15 protein-coding genes and 1 pseudogene are annotated in these 16,791 nt (G+C 61.1%); 5 read left to right on the top strand and 11 right to left on the bottom strand.

Features of this window, described 5'->3' with window-relative positions:
• Nucleotides 1–78: 78 nt before the first annotated feature.
• The 10 genes from AC13QY_RS19630 to ffh form a co-directional block, all read right to left on the bottom strand.
• Nucleotides 79–1,959 carry an ABC transporter ATP-binding protein gene (locus tag AC13QY_RS19630; protein ID WP_488493811.1) on the bottom strand — a complete coding sequence of 627 codons (1,881 nt, stop codon included), beginning with the start codon at nucleotides 1,957–1,959 and terminating at the stop codon, nucleotides 79–81.
• Nucleotides 1,960–2,216: 257 nt separating this feature from the next.
• Complete coding sequence (leuC, locus tag AC13QY_RS19625; protein WP_069614781.1) at nucleotides 2,217–3,626, bottom strand: 3-isopropylmalate dehydratase large subunit; 1,410 nt, start codon at nucleotides 3,624–3,626, stop codon at nucleotides 2,217–2,219.
• 267 nt (nucleotides 3,627–3,893) lie between these two features.
• A complete protein-coding gene (locus tag AC13QY_RS19620; protein WP_113352922.1) occupies nucleotides 3,894–4,772 on the bottom strand; it encodes an amino acid ABC transporter permease in 879 nt (292 codons plus the stop codon).
• A 34-nt stretch (nucleotides 4,773–4,806) separates the two neighbouring features.
• Nucleotides 4,807–5,604: a transporter substrate-binding domain-containing protein gene (locus AC13QY_RS19615; RefSeq protein ID WP_145321986.1), complete on the bottom strand. Its 798-nt coding sequence runs from the start codon at nucleotides 5,602–5,604 to the stop codon at nucleotides 4,807–4,809.
• 324 nt (nucleotides 5,605–5,928) lie between these two features.
• On the bottom strand, nucleotides 5,929–6,465 hold the full coding sequence (gene rplS, locus AC13QY_RS19610; RefSeq protein WP_069614778.1) for a 50S ribosomal protein L19: 537 nt from the start codon (nucleotides 6,463–6,465) through the stop codon (nucleotides 5,929–5,931).
• A gap of 269 nt (nucleotides 6,466–6,734) precedes the next feature.
• Nucleotides 6,735–7,427 carry a tRNA (guanosine(37)-N1)-methyltransferase TrmD gene (gene trmD, locus AC13QY_RS19605; RefSeq protein WP_269244570.1) on the bottom strand — a complete coding sequence of 231 codons (693 nt, stop codon included), beginning with the start codon at nucleotides 7,425–7,427 and terminating at the stop codon, nucleotides 6,735–6,737.
• A gap of 24 nt (nucleotides 7,428–7,451) precedes the next feature.
• Nucleotides 7,452–8,033: a ribosome maturation factor RimM gene (rimM, locus tag AC13QY_RS19600; RefSeq protein WP_269244569.1), complete on the bottom strand. Its 582-nt coding sequence runs from the start codon at nucleotides 8,031–8,033 to the stop codon at nucleotides 7,452–7,454.
• 185 nt (nucleotides 8,034–8,218) lie between these two features.
• Entirely contained in the window at nucleotides 8,219–8,578 is a 360-nt protein-coding gene (gene rpsP, locus AC13QY_RS19595; RefSeq protein ID WP_069614776.1) for a 30S ribosomal protein S16, read from the bottom strand.
• 124 nt (nucleotides 8,579–8,702) lie between these two features.
• Nucleotides 8,703–9,005 (bottom strand): chorismate mutase, encoded by a 303-nt coding sequence (locus AC13QY_RS19590; RefSeq protein ID WP_069614775.1) that lies wholly within the window; start codon nucleotides 9,003–9,005, stop codon nucleotides 8,703–8,705.
• Between the two features lie 15 nt (nucleotides 9,006–9,020).
• A complete protein-coding gene (gene ffh / locus AC13QY_RS19585; RefSeq protein WP_269244568.1) occupies nucleotides 9,021–10,601 on the bottom strand; it encodes a signal recognition particle protein in 1,581 nt (526 codons plus the stop codon).
• 378 nt (nucleotides 10,602–10,979) lie between these two features.
• Here ffh and AC13QY_RS19580 point away from each other — a divergent pair, with 378 nt between their 5' ends.
• A complete protein-coding gene (locus AC13QY_RS19580) occupies nucleotides 10,980–11,969 on the top strand; it encodes a hypothetical protein (protein WP_269244567.1) in 990 nt (329 codons plus the stop codon).
• Entirely contained in the window at nucleotides 11,966–12,982 is a 1,017-nt protein-coding gene (locus tag AC13QY_RS19575; RefSeq protein ID WP_269244566.1) for an MBL fold metallo-hydrolase, read from the top strand. The genes AC13QY_RS19580 and AC13QY_RS19575 overlap by 4 nt, the downstream gene beginning before the upstream one ends.
• Nucleotides 12,983–13,155: 173 nt before the next feature.
• On the opposite strand, the gene AC13QY_RS19570 is transcribed toward AC13QY_RS19575, so the two are convergent.
• Entirely contained in the window at nucleotides 13,156–13,599 is a 444-nt protein-coding gene (locus AC13QY_RS19570; protein WP_162746327.1) for an SRPBCC family protein, read from the bottom strand.
• Between the two features lie 430 nt (nucleotides 13,600–14,029).
• Between AC13QY_RS19570 and dapF the strand changes: the two genes are divergently transcribed.
• The 3 genes and pseudogenes from dapF to AC13QY_RS19555 all read left to right on the top strand — a co-directional run.
• A complete protein-coding gene (gene dapF, locus AC13QY_RS19565; protein WP_069614770.1) occupies nucleotides 14,030–14,935 on the top strand; it encodes a diaminopimelate epimerase in 906 nt (301 codons plus the stop codon).
• Nucleotides 14,932–16,206 carry a tRNA (N(6)-L-threonylcarbamoyladenosine(37)-C(2))-methylthiotransferase MtaB gene (mtaB, locus tag AC13QY_RS19560; protein ID WP_269244565.1) on the top strand — a complete coding sequence of 425 codons (1,275 nt, stop codon included), beginning with the start codon at nucleotides 14,932–14,934 and terminating at the stop codon, nucleotides 16,204–16,206. Before dapF ends, mtaB begins: the two co-directional genes overlap by 4 nt.
• Nucleotides 16,207–16,224: 18 nt before the next feature.
• A pseudogene (locus AC13QY_RS19555) lies at nucleotides 16,225–16,791 on the top strand (signal recognition particle-docking protein FtsY); the annotation flags it as partial.

The raw sequence follows: 16,791 nt of genomic DNA, 5'->3' as shown, positions 1-16,791 counted from the left end.
CGCATGTCGTTATCGTAAAACCGCTTCGTATTTTTGCGCGACATGCTTGAGGCAGCAGTTGCCTGCAGACTTCTGACATCAGCTCGTAGACGATGTCGGCAGGAGTTCGTTGATGTCTTCGGGAATGAAGCCGCCGGTCTGGCGTTTCCACAGGCGGGCAAACAGGCCATTCTGTTCGGCCAGTTCCTCGGGCCTGCCTTCTTCCACGATGCGCCCGTGATCGAGCACAACGATGCGGTCCATCTTCGCAATGGTGGAGAGGCGATGAGCGATGGCAATCACCGTCTTGCCCTCCATCACCAAATTGAGCCTATCCTGGATGGCGGCTTCGGATTCGCTGTCCAGCGCCGAGGTTGCCTCATCCAGCACCAGGATCGGTGCGTCTTTCAACAGGGCGCGGGCGATGGCCACGCGTTGGCGCTGGCCGCCGGAAAGCTTAATGCCGCGGTCGCCGACGAAGGCGTCATAGCCCTTGCGGCCTTCGCTGTCTGCGAGATCGGCAATGAAGGCATCGGCGCTAGCCATTTTCGCGACCTCCTCGATTTCGTCCTTGGTCGCCTCCGGCCGTCCGTAGCGGATATTGTCACCGACCGAACGATGCAGCAGCGCCACATCTTGCGCGATGACGCCGATCGCGCGGCGAAGACTTGCCTGCGTGATGGCGCGGATATCCTGCCCGTCGATCAGGATCGCGCCGTCCTTAATTTCGTAGAAGCGCAGGAGCAGGTTGGCGAGCGTCGTCTTACCCGCGCCTGAGAGGCCGACGAGGCCGACCTTTTCGCCCGGCCGCACCGTCAGCGAAAGGTCATTGATGACGGGCTTGCCAGATTTGTAGGCGAAACGAACATTCTCGAAGCGGATTTCGCCGTTCGGGACGACAAGATCCCGCGCGTCCGGCCCGTCGGTAATGGTAGGCGGCGTCGTCATGACTGGCATGGCGTCCTTGATCGTGCCGATCGCCTGGAAGATCTGCTGGCCCATCTGCAGGAAAGTAAATGTGTGACCGGAGAGGCGGTTGAGAACATAAACGGCGGCGGTGAATTCGCCGATCGTGACGAAGCCATCCACGAGCCCGGTAAAGCCGATCGACAGGATAGCCAGCCAGTGCATCATGTTGAGAACGACGACGATGACCTCAGCGGTACGGTAGATGCGTTGTTCGCTCTGCTGAGCTTCGATCGCCTTGCCGATTATGCCTCTGATGGCGCCGGCCTCGCTGTCTTCCGCGGCGAATTGCTTGACCATTTGCATATTGGCGTAGAGATCGGTGATGGCGCCGGAAATCAGGCTGCGACGCTTGGCCGAGCGGCGTGAGCGCTCAGTGAAGACAGGTGCCAGCCTGACGGCGAGAAGCACGTTGAGCGTGATCCAGATGATGGACGGAAGGGCAAGCTGCCAGGAGAGCGCGCCCAGAAGGATGACGGAGCCGACCATCTGCATGATAAAGCGCGGAATGGACTGGAAGGCCGAAACGACCTGCTGCTGGACGGCTGAGGCTACCTGCTGCAGGCGCGAGGCGACCTGGCCGGCATAGAGATCGTGGAAGAATGCGAGATCCTGCCGCTCCACCGCCCTGTGGCCTTGCCATTGAATGGCGGCCGGCATGCCGATGCCAAGCGTATGCGAGTTCAACGTATTGACGAGGAAAGAGCCAATCGGGATGCAGGGGAAAAGCATCAGCCCAAGGAAGATCAGCAGCATCCGGTCATTGTGCAGGAAAGCGGCAGCACCCTGCTGCGTGACACCATCAACAATGACGGACAGGCCCCAAACGATGGTCAGGCTCATGACTTCAATCGCCATGGTGCAGAGGGCGAGCGTGATCAGGATGCCGCGAAACATGAGAATGAAGTGAAGAAGAACGGCCAGTGGCCCCGAGGGAGTCAGTGGCCGGTAGGGGATGTCGAGCGGCCGGATCAACCTTTCGAAAGGGCGGTAGATCTTATCTGAAATCGACATGGGCCTCTCGGATCAAAAATCGGGAGGTTCGCGGGGAATGAGTCAGACGGGCGGCATAAAATCATCTTCCGGCTGCAATCTCAAATAGAAATTTCAGAATATATAAGGGGAGCGGTGTCGCAAAAGCCGGGCCTGAGGCGGTAGGGCTGAGAGCTGTCGCTGAATTCTGAGATAGACGGCTCAGGTGGGAGAATTTTCACAGCAGAGAAAAAAGGCGGCTCTGAGGCCGCCTTTTGCAGTCAATCAATCGAAGCAGATCATTTCCACTCGCGGATATCGACGAAGTGGCCGGCGATCGCGGCGGCGGCGGCCATAGCCGGCGAAACCAGATGCGTGCGGCCCTTGAAGCCCTGGCGGCCTTCGAAGTTGCGGTTCGAGGTTGAAGCACAGCGCTCGCCCGGCTTCAGGCGGTCGTCGTTCATGGCGAGGCACATGGAACAGCCAGGCTCGCGCCAATCGAAGCCGGCAGCCTTGAAGATCTTGTCGAGGCCTTCGGCTTCCGCCTGTTCCTTCACGAGGCCGGAGCCCGGAACGATCATGGCGTCGACGGTCGAAGCCACCGTCTTGCCTTCGACGACCTTGGCAACGGCGCGCAGGTCTTCGATGCGGCCGTTGGTGCAGGAGCCGATGAAGACGCGATCGATGTTGATCTCGGTCATCGGCGTGCCCGGCTTCAGGCCCATATAGTCGAGCGCACGCCACTTGGAAGCACGCTTGGTTTCATCCTGGATCTCATCCGGGTTCGGAACGATACCCTGAATGGAGATGACGTCCTCCGGCGAGGAGCCCCAGGACACGATCGGCGGCAGGTTGGCGGCATCAAGCTTGACGATGCGGTCGTAATGTGCGCCTTCATCCGACTTCAGCGTCTTCCAGTAGGCGATTGCCTGCTCCAGCGCCTCGCCCTTCGGCGCGCGCGGCTTGCCCTTGATATATTCGAAGGTGACCTCGTCCGGAGCGATCAGGCCGGCGCGAGCGCCGCCTTCGATCGACATGTTGCAGATGGTCATGCGGCCTTCCATCGACAGCGAGCGGATGGCTTCGCCGGCATATTCGATGACGTAGCCGGTGCCGCCTGCGGTGCCGATTTCACCGATGATGGCGAGGATGATGTCCTTGGCGGTGACGCCCGGCGGCAGCTGGCCGTCGACCTGCACCAGCATGTTCTTGGCCTTCTTCTGGATCAGCGTCTGCGTGGCGAGCACATGCTCGACCTCGGAGGTGCCGATACCATGGGCGAGCGAGCCGAAGGCGCCGTGGGTCGAGGTGTGGCTGTCGCCGCAGACGATGGTCATGCCGGGCAAGGTGAAGCCTTGCTCGGGGCCAATGATGTGGACGATGCCCTGACGCTTGTCGTTTTCGGAGTAGTATTCCACGCCGAATTCAGCGGCATTCTTGGCGAGCTGTTCGACCTGGATGCGGCTTTCCTCGTTCTTGATGCCGAGGTGGCGATCCGGCGAGGTTGGCACGTTATGGTCGACGACGGCCAGCGTCTTTTGCGGCGCGTGAACCTTGCGGCCGGACATGCGCAGACCTTCGAAAGCCTGCGGCGACGTCACCTCGTGAACGAGATGACGGTCGATATAGAGAAGACAGGTGCCGTCGTCTTGGGCGTCGACCAGATGGTCGTCCCAGATTTTGTCGTACAGTGTGCGTGGAGCGCTCATGGCTACAGATCCATATTGGCATTATCGAAGGGGGGGTGACGGATCAGGACCGCCGGCCTCGGGTGTGATCAGCGAAGTCGGCTGTTGAGCGCGCCCGAAATCATCGCAAAGAAACGTGCCGGCAGGCGCTTATGGTCCTGCAGCACGAAAGCCGTGACGTAACGTCCGTCTTTGCTCATGATCTTACTCATGGCCATGCTCATATCAATTTTCAAAACCTTCGGCAATGGCGACGATAGGCAGTATCGGTACGGTCGCCTTTGGCCATCATACTTGCGCGCCGGGCGGCTGGCCCGCGGCCAGACGGGGGAAGGCGGAGCGGTCGCTGCCGGAGCGGCGGCGCATCCAGGCTTCGAGCTGCCGGAGTAAAAGCGAGAGACCGATCGTCAGCAGCAGATAGATGAAGGCGAGGATCGACAGCGTTTCGAAGTAGCGGAAATTGGCCGAGTAATAGAGCTTGGCGAGCTGACTGATATCGGCGACGCCGAGCACGGACACGAGCGAACTGTCCTTCACCATGGCGATGAAATCGTTCGACAGCGGCGGCAAGATGACGCGGATCGCCTGGGGGAAGACGACGAGCCGGAAGCGCTGGAAGCGGCTGAGGCCTAGCGCTTTTGCCGCTTCGATCTGGCCCTGGTCGACGGCCTGGATGCCGGCGCGAAAGATTTCAGCGATGAAGGACGAATAGCCAATCGTCAGCGCGATGATCGTGCGCCAGACGAAAGGCACATCGCGGGTGACGAGCGGTGTCGTCCAGCCAGCGGAGGCCAATGGAGACGTGATGAAATTATAGACAGCGACGAAGGCCGGCGTGCCGACGAAGGCGACATAGGAGAGCAGCACCAGCATCGGGATGCCGCGCACGATCTCGATATAGAAGCGCGCCATCTGCCTGAGCACGAGGAAATCGGAAAGGCCGAGCAGCGCCAGTGCCAGGCCGAGCAGCATGGCCAGCGTAAAGGCGACCAGCGTCACGAAGACCGTGACGCCGATGCCATTCAGCAGAAGAGAGAAAATCTGGGCATAGAGGCCGTTCGCTGCAATTGCGAATGAGGCGGCGATGCCGAGGATAGCGAGGGCGACCAGCCACCAGGGAAAGTCTTCCTTGCCGCGGTGCCCGCCCGGACCTGCCAAAGGTGCCATCAGAGCGGGCTTCCAATATATCGGTCTTCAGAGCTCATTGGCCCATCTTGTAGTCGAGGAACCACTTCTTGTTCAGCGCGTCGAGCGTGCCGTCGGCCTTGAGGCTGGCGATGGCGGCGTTGATCGGGGCGACGAGATCGGAACCCTTCTGGAAGATAAAGCCGAAATCCTCGGTGCCGAGCGGGCCGCCGACCAGCTTCAGACCGCCGTTGGAGGCATCGACATAGCCCTTGCCGGCGGTGCCATCGGTCAGCACCATGTCGACGTCTCCCGTCTTCAGTGCCTGCACTGTCGCACCGAAGGTTTCGAAGGTCTTGATGCGCGGGTTCTGCTCGTTGCCGTCGAGGACTTCATAGACGGCGGTGTAGAAGGGCGTCGTGCCCGGCTGCGCGCCGATCAGGGCCTCCTTGACCGCGGCGAAGCTCTTGGCATCGGTGAAGCGCTTCTCGTCGCCACGCACGAGCATGAACTGCTGCGAGCGCATATAGGGATCCGAGAAATCGACCTTCTGCTTGCGGTCTTCCTTGATGGTGATGCCGGTCATGCCGATATTGTATTGGCCTTCGGAAACGGCCTGGATCATCGCGTCCCAGCTGGTGTTCTGGTACTCGACCTTGAAGTTCAGACGCTTGGCGATCTCGTTCATCGCGTCATATTCCCAGCCGATCGCCTTGTTCGTCTTTGGGTCGATGAACTGCAACGGCGGATAGGCGTTCTCTGTGACGACGACGACGGTCCTGCCGTTCAGGTTCGGCAGATCGGCGGCGAAGGCGGCGAAAGGTGCAAGCACGAGGGCGCCAAGGCCCAGAAGGAACGAACGACGGAATGCCATGAAAATCTCCCCGATTAGAGCATGATGCCGAAAAGTGTCAGCGGTTTTCGGACGACATCATGCTCTCATTATTTGATTCTGGCGCTGATTCAGATTTGGGGTCGATTTGACCTAAAATCATCCAACGCCAGGCTGGCGGAAAACTGTCATATTTGGAAAGCTGCTGGCAAGGCTGTTGCCTTGGCTGCAATCAGAAAAATGGAAAAGCAACTCTAAAACAGACGGCTGACGGAGAAATTTCCGTTTGTCGGACGCCAACGGCTGGAAGCAAAAAGGCGACCCGAGGGCCGCCTTCAAGCTTTGCGATCCCAAGTGGATCGAAACTTATTCTGCTGCCGGTTCGGCTGCAGCAGCAGCTTCTGCAGCTGCCTTTGCTTCTGCGGCTTCGGCTGCTGCCTTCTCGGCTGCGAGCGCCTGAGCGGCTGCAACCTTCTCGGCTTCGATGCGTGCCTTCTCATCGGCCAGAGCCTGACGCTCGGCATCGTTGAGCTTGCGGGCGCGAGTGCCGGTGTTTTCGACGATACGGGCAGCCTTACCGCGCAGGTCGCGCAGGTAGTAAAGCTTGGCGCGACGGACCTTACCGCGGCGAACGACTTCGACGCTTTCGATCATCGGCGAGTAAACCGGGAATACGCGCTCGACGCCTTCGCCGTAGGAGATCTTGCGAACGGTGAAGTTTTCCTGCAGGCCGCCGCCGGAGCGAGCGATGCAAACGCCTTCATAGGCCTGAACGCGGGTACGGTTGCCTTCCGTGACCTTCACGTTGACGCGAACGGTGTCGCCAGCGGAAAATTCGGGAAGCGTGCGTTTGGCTTCGATCTTGGCAGCCTGTTCGGCTTCCAACTGCTGAATGATGTTCATAGTATCAACCTCGTTGTTGGTTCAACAGCCAGAGCGCTCATCATTCTATCTTTGGTCGGACCCGGAGATCACGCCTCGGATAATATGCCCGTTCAGGCAGGAGCGAATACGTCTGCTCTTCTTTGCTGGTTGATGGGAAACTTCCCATGCCGGGCGCGCACATACCCTATTGTCACGCCTTTGTCACCCCTTGCGGCTGAATTAAGTGGCGATTAGCGCCAGTTTTGCGGCGCGCTTGAACCAATGTCGTTCATCCAGACGTGTTGTCGCTACTTCTTTCGCAACTCGTCCAGCAAATCCGGCCGCCGCTCTTTCGTCAGCTTCTCAGCCTGCTCCCTCTGCCATTTGGCGATCGCCGCGTGATTGCCAGAGGTGAGAATGGCGGGGATCTCTCGGCCCTCCCAGATTTGCGGGCGGGTATAGTGCGGGTGTTCCAGCAGGCCGCCTTCGAAGCTTTCGTGCAGGCCGGAAAGATCATTGCCCATGACGCCGGGCAGGATGCGGACGATAGCGTCGAGCAGGATAAGGGCGGCCGGCTCGCCGCCCGAGAGGATATAGTCGCCAATCGAGACTTCCTCGAGGCCACGGCCGTCGATGACGCGCTGGTCGACGCCTTCGAAGCGGCCGCAGACGATGATGACGCCATCGCCGCCTGCAAGCTCGCGCACGCGCTTTTGCGTCAGCGGCTTGCCGCGAGGGCTCATCAGCAGGCGGGGGCGGCTGTCGTTTTCGCTGGCATGGTCAATCGCGCGGGCAAGAACGTCAGGCTTCAGCACCATGCCGGCGCCACCGCCGGCCGGCGTGTCGTCGACGGTGCGGTGCTTGTCGGTGGCGAAATCGCGGATCTGCACGGTGTCCAGCGACCATTGCCCGCGTTCCATCGCCTTGCCGGCAAGCGACGTGCCGAGATGGCCGGGAAACATCTCGGGATAGAGCGTCAGGATAGTCGCCCGAAAACTCATGGCGCGGTCACTTCCCAATAAGGATCACTTCTTCGGCTTGCCTTGGGGCTTTTCCGGCTTTGCCGGCTTGCCGATAAGATCGTCGGGGTTGTCGATCAGGCCGGCGGCCAGCGGATCGATCAGGATCTTGCCGCCCTCGAGATCGATTTCGAGCACGGCGGCTTCGGAAAAGGGGATCAGCACGGGCCGCTTGCCCGGCCCCTTCAGCTCCAGCAGGTCGCCCGCACCGAAATCATAGATGCCGCTGACGGTGCCGTAGCCGACGCCCTGGTCGTCGACGGCTTCCAGCCCTTCGAGATCGGTGTAGAAGAATTCGTCGTCGTCGAGCTCGTCATCCGGCAGGTTGTCGCGCTCGACATAGAGTTCCAGGCCGTTCAGTGCCTCGGCGGCATTGCGGTCGTTGATGCCGCGAAAGCGCACGATGACGACATTCTTGGCCTCGCGGATTTCCAGAACTTCGAAGCTGCGGCCATCCATGCTGTGCAGGTGGCCGTAATCGCCAAGCGCGGTCGGATCGGATGTATAGGCGCGGGCACGCACCTCGCCCCTCAGGCCCTGTGCGGCGCCGATGGTGGCCATCAATACCGGATTTTGCAGTTTCGTCATGGTCTCTTCGCCGATTGCCGGGATTATGCAGCAGATCCAAAATGCTACAGCGACCGACCTTGGCACTCATTTGTGACACGCGGCGCTGTCTTTGGTTCTCTCATAGGCTGAACATTTGCCGATGGGAAACAAAAAACGGGCGGCATGTCGCCATGCCACCCGTTTTCAATCAATGCGGGGTCCGATTACTCGGAAGCAGCAGCGGCGTCAGCAGCCTTCTGTGCCTTTTCGGCAGCGCGCTCCTGAGCCTTCTTGCCCGGCTTTGCCTTTTCCGGGTTATTCTTGGCTTCGCGCTTTGCGATGCCGGCTTCGTTGAGGAAGCGCAGAACGCGGTCGGTCGGCTGTGCGCCGTGGTCGAGCCAGTGCTTGATGCGTTCGACCTTCAGTTCAACGCGCTTGGCGTCGTCCTTGGCAAGCATCGGGTTCCAGGAGCCCAGAGTCTCCAGGAAACGGCCGTCGCGCGGCGAGCGAGCGTCGGCTACGACAACGTGGTAGTACGGGCGCTTCTTGGAGCCACCGCGGGCGAGACGAATTTTCAATGCCATGTTCATTCTCCTTAGGCTTTTCTTGACCGCTTCGTTGTGCGGTATGGTTACGTCGCGCTGCTTTTTTCTTGCTGCGTGATCCCCTGAAAACGTCCTGCGTCTTCGGGATCATGCGGCCAGGGGGTTACCCTTTGAAATCCGCAGCGATCTGTTCATGATGCCGGATGACTTCCTTGATGACGAAGTTCAGGAACTTCTCGGCGAAATCCGGGTCCAGATTGGCGTCCTTTGCCAGGCGGCGCAGACGCTCGATCTGAAATTCTTCGCGTGCCGGGTCGGCCGGCGGCAGGTCGTACTTGGCCTTCAGCACGCCGACCTCTTTGGTGCAGCGGAAGCGCTCGGCCAGCATGTGCACCAGTGCAGCATCGATATTGTCGATCGACTGGCGGTATTTGCCCAGTTGGGCTTTGACGTCTGGATCAATCATGGTCAGCGATCCCTCTCACTTCTTCTTCGGCAAACCGGGGAGGCCCGGGAAACCACCGCCGAGACCAGGCAGCTTGGCGCCGCCGAGGCCCGGCAAACCGCCCCCGCCACCCAGGCCAGGCAAACCACCCGGCAGGCCGCCGGGACGGCCGAGGCCAGCTGCTTCGGCCTGCTTCTGCAGGGCTTCGAGCTGCTTGGGGTCGATGTTCGACAGGTCGGGCATGCCGCCCATACCGCCGCCGAGACCCATCTTGCCGGCAAGGCCGCCCATCAGCTGCTTCATCATGCCGCCTTTGCCCTTGCCGCCCATCATCTTCATCATGTCGGCCATCTGGCGGTGCATTTTCAGAAGCTTGTTGATGTCGGAGGCATCGGTGCCGGAGCCGGCTGCGATGCGCTTCTTGCGGGAATGCTTGAGGAGATCCGGATTGGCGCGCTCGGCCTTGGTCATCGAGGAGATGATGGCGAGCTGGCGCTTGAACAGGCGGTCGTCGAGGCCGGCAGCAGCCATCTTGTCCTTCATGCCGGACATGCCGGGCATCAGGCCCATAATGCCGCCCATGCCGCCCATCTTCTGCATCTGCTTCAGCTGGTCGGCCAGATCGTTCAGATCAAACTTGCCCTTGGCCATCTTGGCGGCCATGGCGGCTGCCTTTTCGGCGTCAATATTTTCGGCCGCCTTCTCGACGAGCGAGACGATGTCGCCCATGCCGAGGATACGGTCGGCGATACGGCGGGGATGGAATTCCTCCAGCTCGCCCATCTTTTCGCCGACGCCGATCAGTTTGATCGGCTTGCCGGTGATTGCGCGCATCGAAAGGGCGGCACCGCCGCGGCCGTCGCCGTCCATGCGGGTCAGCACGAGGCCGGTAATGCCGACGCGCTCGTCGAAATTGCGGGCGAGATTGACGGCGTCCTGACCGGTCAAGCTATCGGCGACCAGCAGGATTTCGTGCGGATTGGATTTCTTCTTGATATCCGCCATCTCGACCATGAGCGGCTCGTCGATATGCGTACGGCCGGCGGTGTCGAGGATGACGACGTCATGGCCGCCGAGCTTGGCGGCCTGCACGGCGCGCGCGGCAATGTCGGTCGGCGACTGGCCCGCGATGATCGGTAGCGTGTCGATACCGGTCTGCACGCCGAGCTGGCGCAGTTGCTCCTGCGCGGCCGGACGGCGCGTGTCCAGCGAGGCCATCAGGACCTTCTTGCGGTCGCGGCTGGTCAGGCGGTTGGCGATCTTGGCCGTGGTAGTGGTCTTACCCGAGCCCTGCAGGCCGACCATCATGACGACGACCGGGGCGGGCGCATTCAGGTCGATGCCGACGCCTTCGCCGCCGAGCATCTCGATCAGCTCGTCATGGACGATCTTGACGACCATCTGACCGGGCTTGATCGACTTCAGGATTTCGGCGCCGACGGCCTTTTCGCGGACGCGATCGGTAAAGGAGCGCACGACGTCAAGCGCCACGTCGGCTTCGAGCAGCGCGCGGCGAACCTCGCGCAGTGCCGCGGAAACATCGGCTTCCGAAAGCGCGCCGCGGCCTGTCAGTCCATTCAGAATGGAACCAAGACGGTCCTGGAGGTTTTCAAACATCGTTTCTTCCTTATCGATCGCTTGGGATTTGGACTTGGCGCAAGTTTGCGCGGTTCCTCGCCCGAAAACGTCGTGCTTTTCCATGACGAAAACAAGACGCAAAGCCAAAAAGCACCCGAGGGCGCATCGCGCTGTCGGGTGTTGACCTCCGGGATCTCTTTATACCTTAATGGGTCCCGGTCGGTGGCTCGGAGGCTTGTGCTCGTCGCAGATTGCGGGCGATAAACAGGAAAAGGCCGGCAAAGTCAACCCAAGGCGGCCGAAATGCCTGAAATGCACGGATGACATCACAATATCGATGTCGATTTGACCATACCACCGTCTTCGAATTGTTGTATCGATCCCCGGCCGCCAAATGATTCCCCGAGACAGTTCCGAATGAATGATGCAGCCCTGACCGATCTCCTCGCCGCCTGCCGAAACTATGCCGGTGGCCGGGTCGACGCCCGTTTCAACGCGGTGGCGCAGGCCTTCTACGCGACTGCCGTGGCCCAGCCGAAGATCGCGGCGCGGGCAGCGCGCGAGCTTGGCCGCCTGCCGCCACCGGGTGCTGCGATCCTTGCCAATATGCTCGGCACCATCGTCGAGAAGGGTGGCGCGGTGGAGCGCAGCGGTCCGGCCGTATGGGAGCTTTATCTGGCCTGGCTGCCGCAGATCCATCGCGGCTTTGCCGGCAGCAAGGAGCTGAGCCCGCGGCAAAGGCAGTTGTTCGACGCCTTCCAGCTGCTTGGCCAATCGGCGGTTTCGCATCTTTCCGGCATGCCGGAGCAGCGTAAGCTTGCGGCTGGCGACAAGGCGCTGATGGCGCAGCTTGCCGAACTGCAGGATTATACGCCGGGTGCCGCCTGGGTCCGTCAGGTGCTGTTGAGCCGCAGCGACGATCTGCTGGTGCTGCATCTACCGAGCCGCCAGGGCTTTCGTCTGCGGTATGAGAATATCGTCAATTGCTTTCATCTGTTCACGCTTATCCAGGCAGCCTTCGGCGAGAGATTGCCGGGCGGCCGTACGCCCAACAGGTTCATTGTCGATATGGCGCGCTGCGTGACCGTGGCAGAAGAGGGCAATGACGAGCCTTGGTGGTGCTATCAGACGATGCGGCCGGATGAGCCAGCTCTTGTCGACATTTCCGGCGAGGCCTCTGTCGAGACGATTTCGCGCATCGATGGCCGGCAGGTCATCCTGCTTTCCCCGCCGGTGGCAGGCGCGGCATTGTGGGACACGAGTTTCTTCACGCCGCAGCTATTCGCAATGCCGGCGAACGTCGTGCTCGATGAGGCGCTGACGACGCAGAAGGTGGTGGAATGGCTCGCCAGGATTGGTGTGCCGGCCGGCGAAGCGACGGGCGCGCAAGGAGCGGACAAGGCATGACAAGCTCATCCCGCTCGGCTAGGAAAAACCCCTACTATCAGGGTCCGGTATCCGACCACTTCGATGGCCAACGTTTCTTCAATCCCGGCGGCGTCGAGCCTGGCGGCGCGTTCGATCTTTTGCGCTGGCAGCTCGGCGGCGGGAGGGTGCGCTGGCCCCATCCTGTCATCAGCGCCTTTCCGCTGGCCAAGCCCGACCGGCATGTCTTCGGCAATCAGATGCGGGTGACTATGGTCGGGCACGCCTCGATGCTGGTGCAGATTGCAGGAATGAACGTTCTGACTGACCCGGTCTGGTCGGAGCGGGTGAGCCCCTTCCGCTCCGTCGGGCCGAAGCGCGTGGTGCCGCCTGGCATCCGCTTCGAGGACCTGCCACATATCGACCTCGTGCTGGTGACGCATAATCACTACGACCATCTCGATCTCGTGACCCTTGCCCGCCTGCAGCAGGCGCACCGGCCAAAGATCGTCACGCCGCTCGGCAACGACACGATCATCCGCCGCGCCGTTCCAGATGCCGACATCACTGTTGTCGACTGGGGCGATCGTATCGCCCTCAAGGCCGGTGTGATCATCGATGTCGGACCTTGCCATCACTGGTCGGCGCGCGGCATGGGCGACCGGCGCATGGCGCTCTGGGCGGCGTTCGTGCTCAACACGCCAGCGGGCAAGATCTACCATGTCGGTGATACGGGCTTTCACGACGGCATCAATTATGAGGCCGCCCGGCAAAAACATGGCGGCTTCCGCCTCGCAATCCTGCCGTTCGGCGCCTATGAGCCGCGCTGGTTCATGAAGGGCCAGCACCAGAATCCGGAAGAGGCGGTGAAGGGCATGAAGCTCTGCAATGCAGCCTATGTCGCCGGTCATCATTTCGCGACCTTCCAGCTGACGGACGAGGGCATCGATGCGCCCGTTCAGGCGCTGGATGCCGCGCTGAAGGCCGAGGGTGTGGAGCCGGATCGCTTTCGCCCGCTCCGGGCTGGCGAAGTTTTCGATGTGCCGATTGTGTGAGGGGGCGCCAAATATCCCTTCTCCCCCTGGGGAGAAGGTGGCCCGAAGGGTCGGATGAGGGGGTTAAGTCGCCTCGAATTCATTGAGTTCAGTGTGCTCGGGCAAGCTCCCTCATCCGCCTGTCGGCACCTTCTCCCCGAGGGGAGAAGGATTGCGTCGTGCGTCGGCGAGCCTTACTGCTTAATCTCAGGCTCGACCAGTTTCGCCAGATTGATCAGCGATTCCTGCCAGCCGAGATAGCAGGCTTCCGGCGGGATGACATCGGGTACGCCCGCCTGTGTGATGTTGACCTCGGTTCCGACGAGAACCTTCTTCAAGGTCACGGTCACTTCCATTTCGCCGGGTAGGTTCGGATCGTCGAACTTGTCGGTGTAGCGCACAAGTTCGCCCGGGATCAGTTCGCGGAAATCGCCGCCGAAAGAGTGGCTCTCGCCGGTCGTGAAGTTGCGGAACGACATCTTAAACGTGCCGCCGACTTTTCCCTCGAAGTGGTGCACGCTGCAGGTAAAGCCGTTCGGCGGCAGCCACTTGGCAAGTGCGTCGGCCTCGATAAATGCGCGATAGACCTTTTCCGGGCTGGTGGCCAGAACGCGGTGCAGGCGTATGGTGTTCGGCATGGTCATAATCCCTATGGTTTGACGGAGTGGACGAGCCTAGGACGTGGCAGCTTTTGATAATCCGACATCGATGGATGATTTTTTCTCGAAATGAATTCCGTCAAGGTTTCTGGGTGAGGTCTTCGCTGTGGTCAAAGGACGAGCCACCCGCCCTCGTGGTTCGAGACGGCCCTGCAGGCCTCCTCACCATGAGGGCTAATCTCTTGTGTCGACCATACATTTCCGGAAACTAGGCACTGCAGCACAAATCATGGCGCAGCGACGATGTTAACCCCGCCTCATCCTGAGGTGCGGAGCTCGAAGAGCGAAGCCTCGAAGGATAGAGACGGCCCGGATCACTCTGGTAAATCTTGAAAGTGCCGTCCTTCACGCACCACTGGTAATTCCCCCGCATTTCCGCCATATACAGCTCGACAACAGGAATGATCTCATGAGCAATACGGTCGAATTCGCGAGGATGAACGGGCTTGGCAACAAGATCCTGGTTATCGACATGCGCGGCCGCAAGGATGTGGTGACGCCCGCGGCGGCGATTGCGCTCAATGCCGATCCGGCCACCCAGTTCGACCAGATCATGGCGATCCACGATCCGAAGCTGCAGGGCACCGATGCCTGGATCGACATTCTGAACTGCGACGGAACCAAGGCGCAGGCCTGCGGCAACGGCACGCGCTGCGTCGTACAGGCGCTGGCGGCCGAAACCGGCAAGAAGGTTTTCACCTTCCAGACCGTCGCCGGAATCCTCAATGCCAGAGAGCATGAGGACGGCACGATCTCGGTCGATATGGGCACGCCCGTTTTTGACTGGGACAAGATCCCGCTTGCCGAGGAATTTTCCGATACCAGCCGCATCGAGCTGCAGATCGGGCCGATCGACAATCCGGTCCTGCATTCGCCTTCGGCGATGTCGATGGGCAATCCGCATGCGATTTTCTGGGTCGACAAGGACCCGATGTCCTTCGATCTCGATCGTTTCGGCCCGCTGCTCGAAAACCACCCGATGTTTCCCGAGCGCGCCAATATCACGCTCGCACAGGTGCTGTCCCCATCTTCGCTGCGTACCCGCACCTGGGAGCGCGGCGCCGGCCTGACACTTGCCTGCGGTTCGGCCGCTTGTGCTGCCGCCGTCAGCGCCGCGCGCACCGGCCGCACCGGCCGCAAGGTGACGATCGAGGTTGCCTCCGCACCCGCGCCGGGCAAGCTCACCATCGAATGGCTGGATAGTAACGACCATGTCGTGATGACCGGGCCTGCCGAATGGGAGTGGTCCGGCACCGTTGATCCGGTGACGGGCAGCTTTTCGCGCGATCCGGAGCAGGGGGCTCAGGCGCGGTGAGCGGGGTCGAGGTCATTACCTTCGGCTGCCGTCTCAATACCTATGAATCCGAAGTGATGAGGGCCGAGGCGGAGAAAGCCGGGCTCAACAATGCCATTCTGGTCAATACCTGCGCCGTGACGGGCGAGGCCGTGCGCCAGGCGCGGCAGGCAATCCGCCGCGCGCGGCGCGACAATCCGCATGCCCGCATCATCGTCACAGGCTGCGCCGCGCAGACCGAGAAGCAGACCTTCGCCGAAATGGCGGAAGTCGATGCCGTGCTCGGCAACGAGGAGAAGCTGAAGAGCGCCTCCTACCAGGCGCTTCCGGATTTCGGTGTGTCGGCCGAAGAGAAGCTGCGCGTCAACGACATCATGAGCGTGCGGGCGACTGCGCCGCAGATGATCCGCCATATCGATGGCCATGTGCGGGCTTTCATCCAGGTGCAGAACGGCTGCGACCACCGCTGCACCTTCTGCATCATTCCCTATGGCCGCGGCAATTCACGTTCGGTGCCGATGGGCGCTGTGGTCGATCAAGCCCGCAATCTCGTCGAAAGCGGCTATCGCGAAATCGTGCTGACCGGCGTCGATGCCACGAGCTATGGCGCCGACCTGCCGGGAACGCCGACGCTCGGCCTGCTTGCCAAGACGCTGCTGAAGCAGATTCCGGAGATCCGCCGGTTGCGTCTCTCCTCCATCGACAGCATCGAGGCCGACCGGCATCTGATGGATCTCATCGCCGACGAGCCGCGCTTCATGCCGCATCTGCATCTGTCGCTGCAGCATGGCGATGACATGATCCTCAAGCGCATGAAGCGGCGGCACTCGCGCACCGATGCTATCCGTTTCATCGAGGATGTGCGCCGTCTGCGCCCGGAGACGAGCTTCGGCGCCGATATGATCGCCGGCTTTCCGACAGAGACGGAAGAAATGTTTGCCAATGCTATCGGTCTCGCAGAGGAGGCCGGTATCGCGCATCTGCACGTCTTCCCTTATAGCCCACGCCCCGGTACACCGGCCGCCCGCATGCCGCAGCTCGATCGCGGCGTGATCAAGGAGCGCGCCGCCCGCCTGCGCGAGGCCGGGCAGAGATTGCACCAAGCCCATCTGGACAAGATGGTCGGCACACGGCAATGGCTGCTTGTGGAGAATGGCGGACTGGCGCATACGGAAAACTTCACGCTTGTCGCCGCTCCTGGCCTTTGCCCGCGCGACCTTGTGCAGGTCGCAATCACCGGCCACAATGGCAAGCATCTCGACATGCAACTTCTGGCCGCCGACGCGGCTTAATGCTTCAACGGACACTTCATGGCGCTCGGTTTCATTAAAAAAGTCTTCACCTTCGGCCGTGAGAAGCCGGCTGAGGAGCAGGCGCCTGCGGAGGATTTGGCGAGGGTTGAGGTGCCTGTTGTAGAACAGGAAGCGCCTGCTGTAGATGTTTCGCCGGCTTCCGAACCTGCCGAGCCTGCGCCGTCCCCCTCTGTCCCTTCGGGACATCTCCCCCACATGGGGGGAGATCGGTTGGAGGATGCCGCGCCGGCCGAGCAGGAGCAACAGGCTGAAAGCCAGGCAGATGCGTCTGACGCGAAGGAGATTGAGGCCGCTGAGGCTGCCCGTTCCCTCGAATCCGAGTCGGAAGAACAGCACGACGATCTTCAGGCGATCGAACCGGAGCAACCTGCCGATCCTGAAGCGAATGTAATTTCGGAAGAGCGCCCCAACGAACCAATCTCCCCCCTTGTGGGGGAGATGTCCGACAGGACAGAGGGGGGTGAGGAGGTTCCGACGAACTCGAAATCTTCGTCGGAAAGCATAGAAACCGAGGCCTCCCCGGAACCCTCATCCGAAAGCAGCGAACCCTCGGTCGAAGCCCCC

It is taken from the genome of Martinezella sp. CNPSo 3795 (genome assembly GCF_057784475.1).
The sequence above is the reverse complement of the archived record's forward strand: the minus strand, read 5'-3'. Positions and strand labels throughout refer to the sequence as shown.

Bases quoted from the DNA above. Each gene is read 5' to 3' on its own strand.
- AC13QY_RS19630 (WP_488493811.1), bottom strand. From the start codon at position 1,959: ATGTCGATTTCAGATAAGATCTACCGCCCTTTCGAAAGGTTGATCCGG.
- leuC (WP_069614781.1), bottom strand. From the start codon at position 3,626: ATGAGCGCTCCACGCACACTGTACGACAAAATCTGGGACGACCATCTG.
- AC13QY_RS19620 (WP_113352922.1), bottom strand. From the start codon at position 4,772: ATGGCACCTTTGGCAGGTCCGGGCGGGCACCGCGGCAAGGAAGACTTT.
- AC13QY_RS19615 (WP_145321986.1), bottom strand. From the start codon at position 5,604: ATGGCATTCCGTCGTTCGTTCCTTCTGGGCCTTGGCGCCCTCGTGCTT.
- rplS (WP_069614778.1), bottom strand. From the start codon at position 6,465: ATGAACATCATTCAGCAGTTGGAAGCCGAACAGGCTGCCAAGATCGAA.
- trmD (WP_269244570.1), bottom strand. From the start codon at position 7,427: ATGAGTTTTCGGGCGACTATCCTGACGCTCTATCCCGAGATGTTTCCC.
- rimM (WP_269244569.1), bottom strand. From the start codon at position 8,033: ATGACGAAACTGCAAAATCCGGTATTGATGGCCACCATCGGCGCCGCA.
- rpsP (WP_069614776.1), bottom strand. From the start codon at position 8,578: ATGGCATTGAAAATTCGTCTCGCCCGCGGTGGCTCCAAGAAGCGCCCG.
- AC13QY_RS19590 (WP_069614775.1), bottom strand. From the start codon at position 9,005: ATGATTGATCCAGACGTCAAAGCCCAACTGGGCAAATACCGCCAGTCG.
- ffh (WP_269244568.1), bottom strand. From the start codon at position 10,601: ATGTTTGAAAACCTCCAGGACCGTCTTGGTTCCATTCTGAATGGACTG.
- AC13QY_RS19580 (WP_269244567.1), top strand. From the start codon at position 10,980: ATGAATGATGCAGCCCTGACCGATCTCCTCGCCGCCTGCCGAAACTAT.
- AC13QY_RS19575 (WP_269244566.1), top strand. From the start codon at position 11,966: ATGACAAGCTCATCCCGCTCGGCTAGGAAAAACCCCTACTATCAGGGT.
- AC13QY_RS19570 (WP_162746327.1), bottom strand. From the start codon at position 13,599: ATGCCGAACACCATACGCCTGCACCGCGTTCTGGCCACCAGCCCGGAA.
- dapF (WP_069614770.1), top strand. From the start codon at position 14,030: ATGAGCAATACGGTCGAATTCGCGAGGATGAACGGGCTTGGCAACAAG.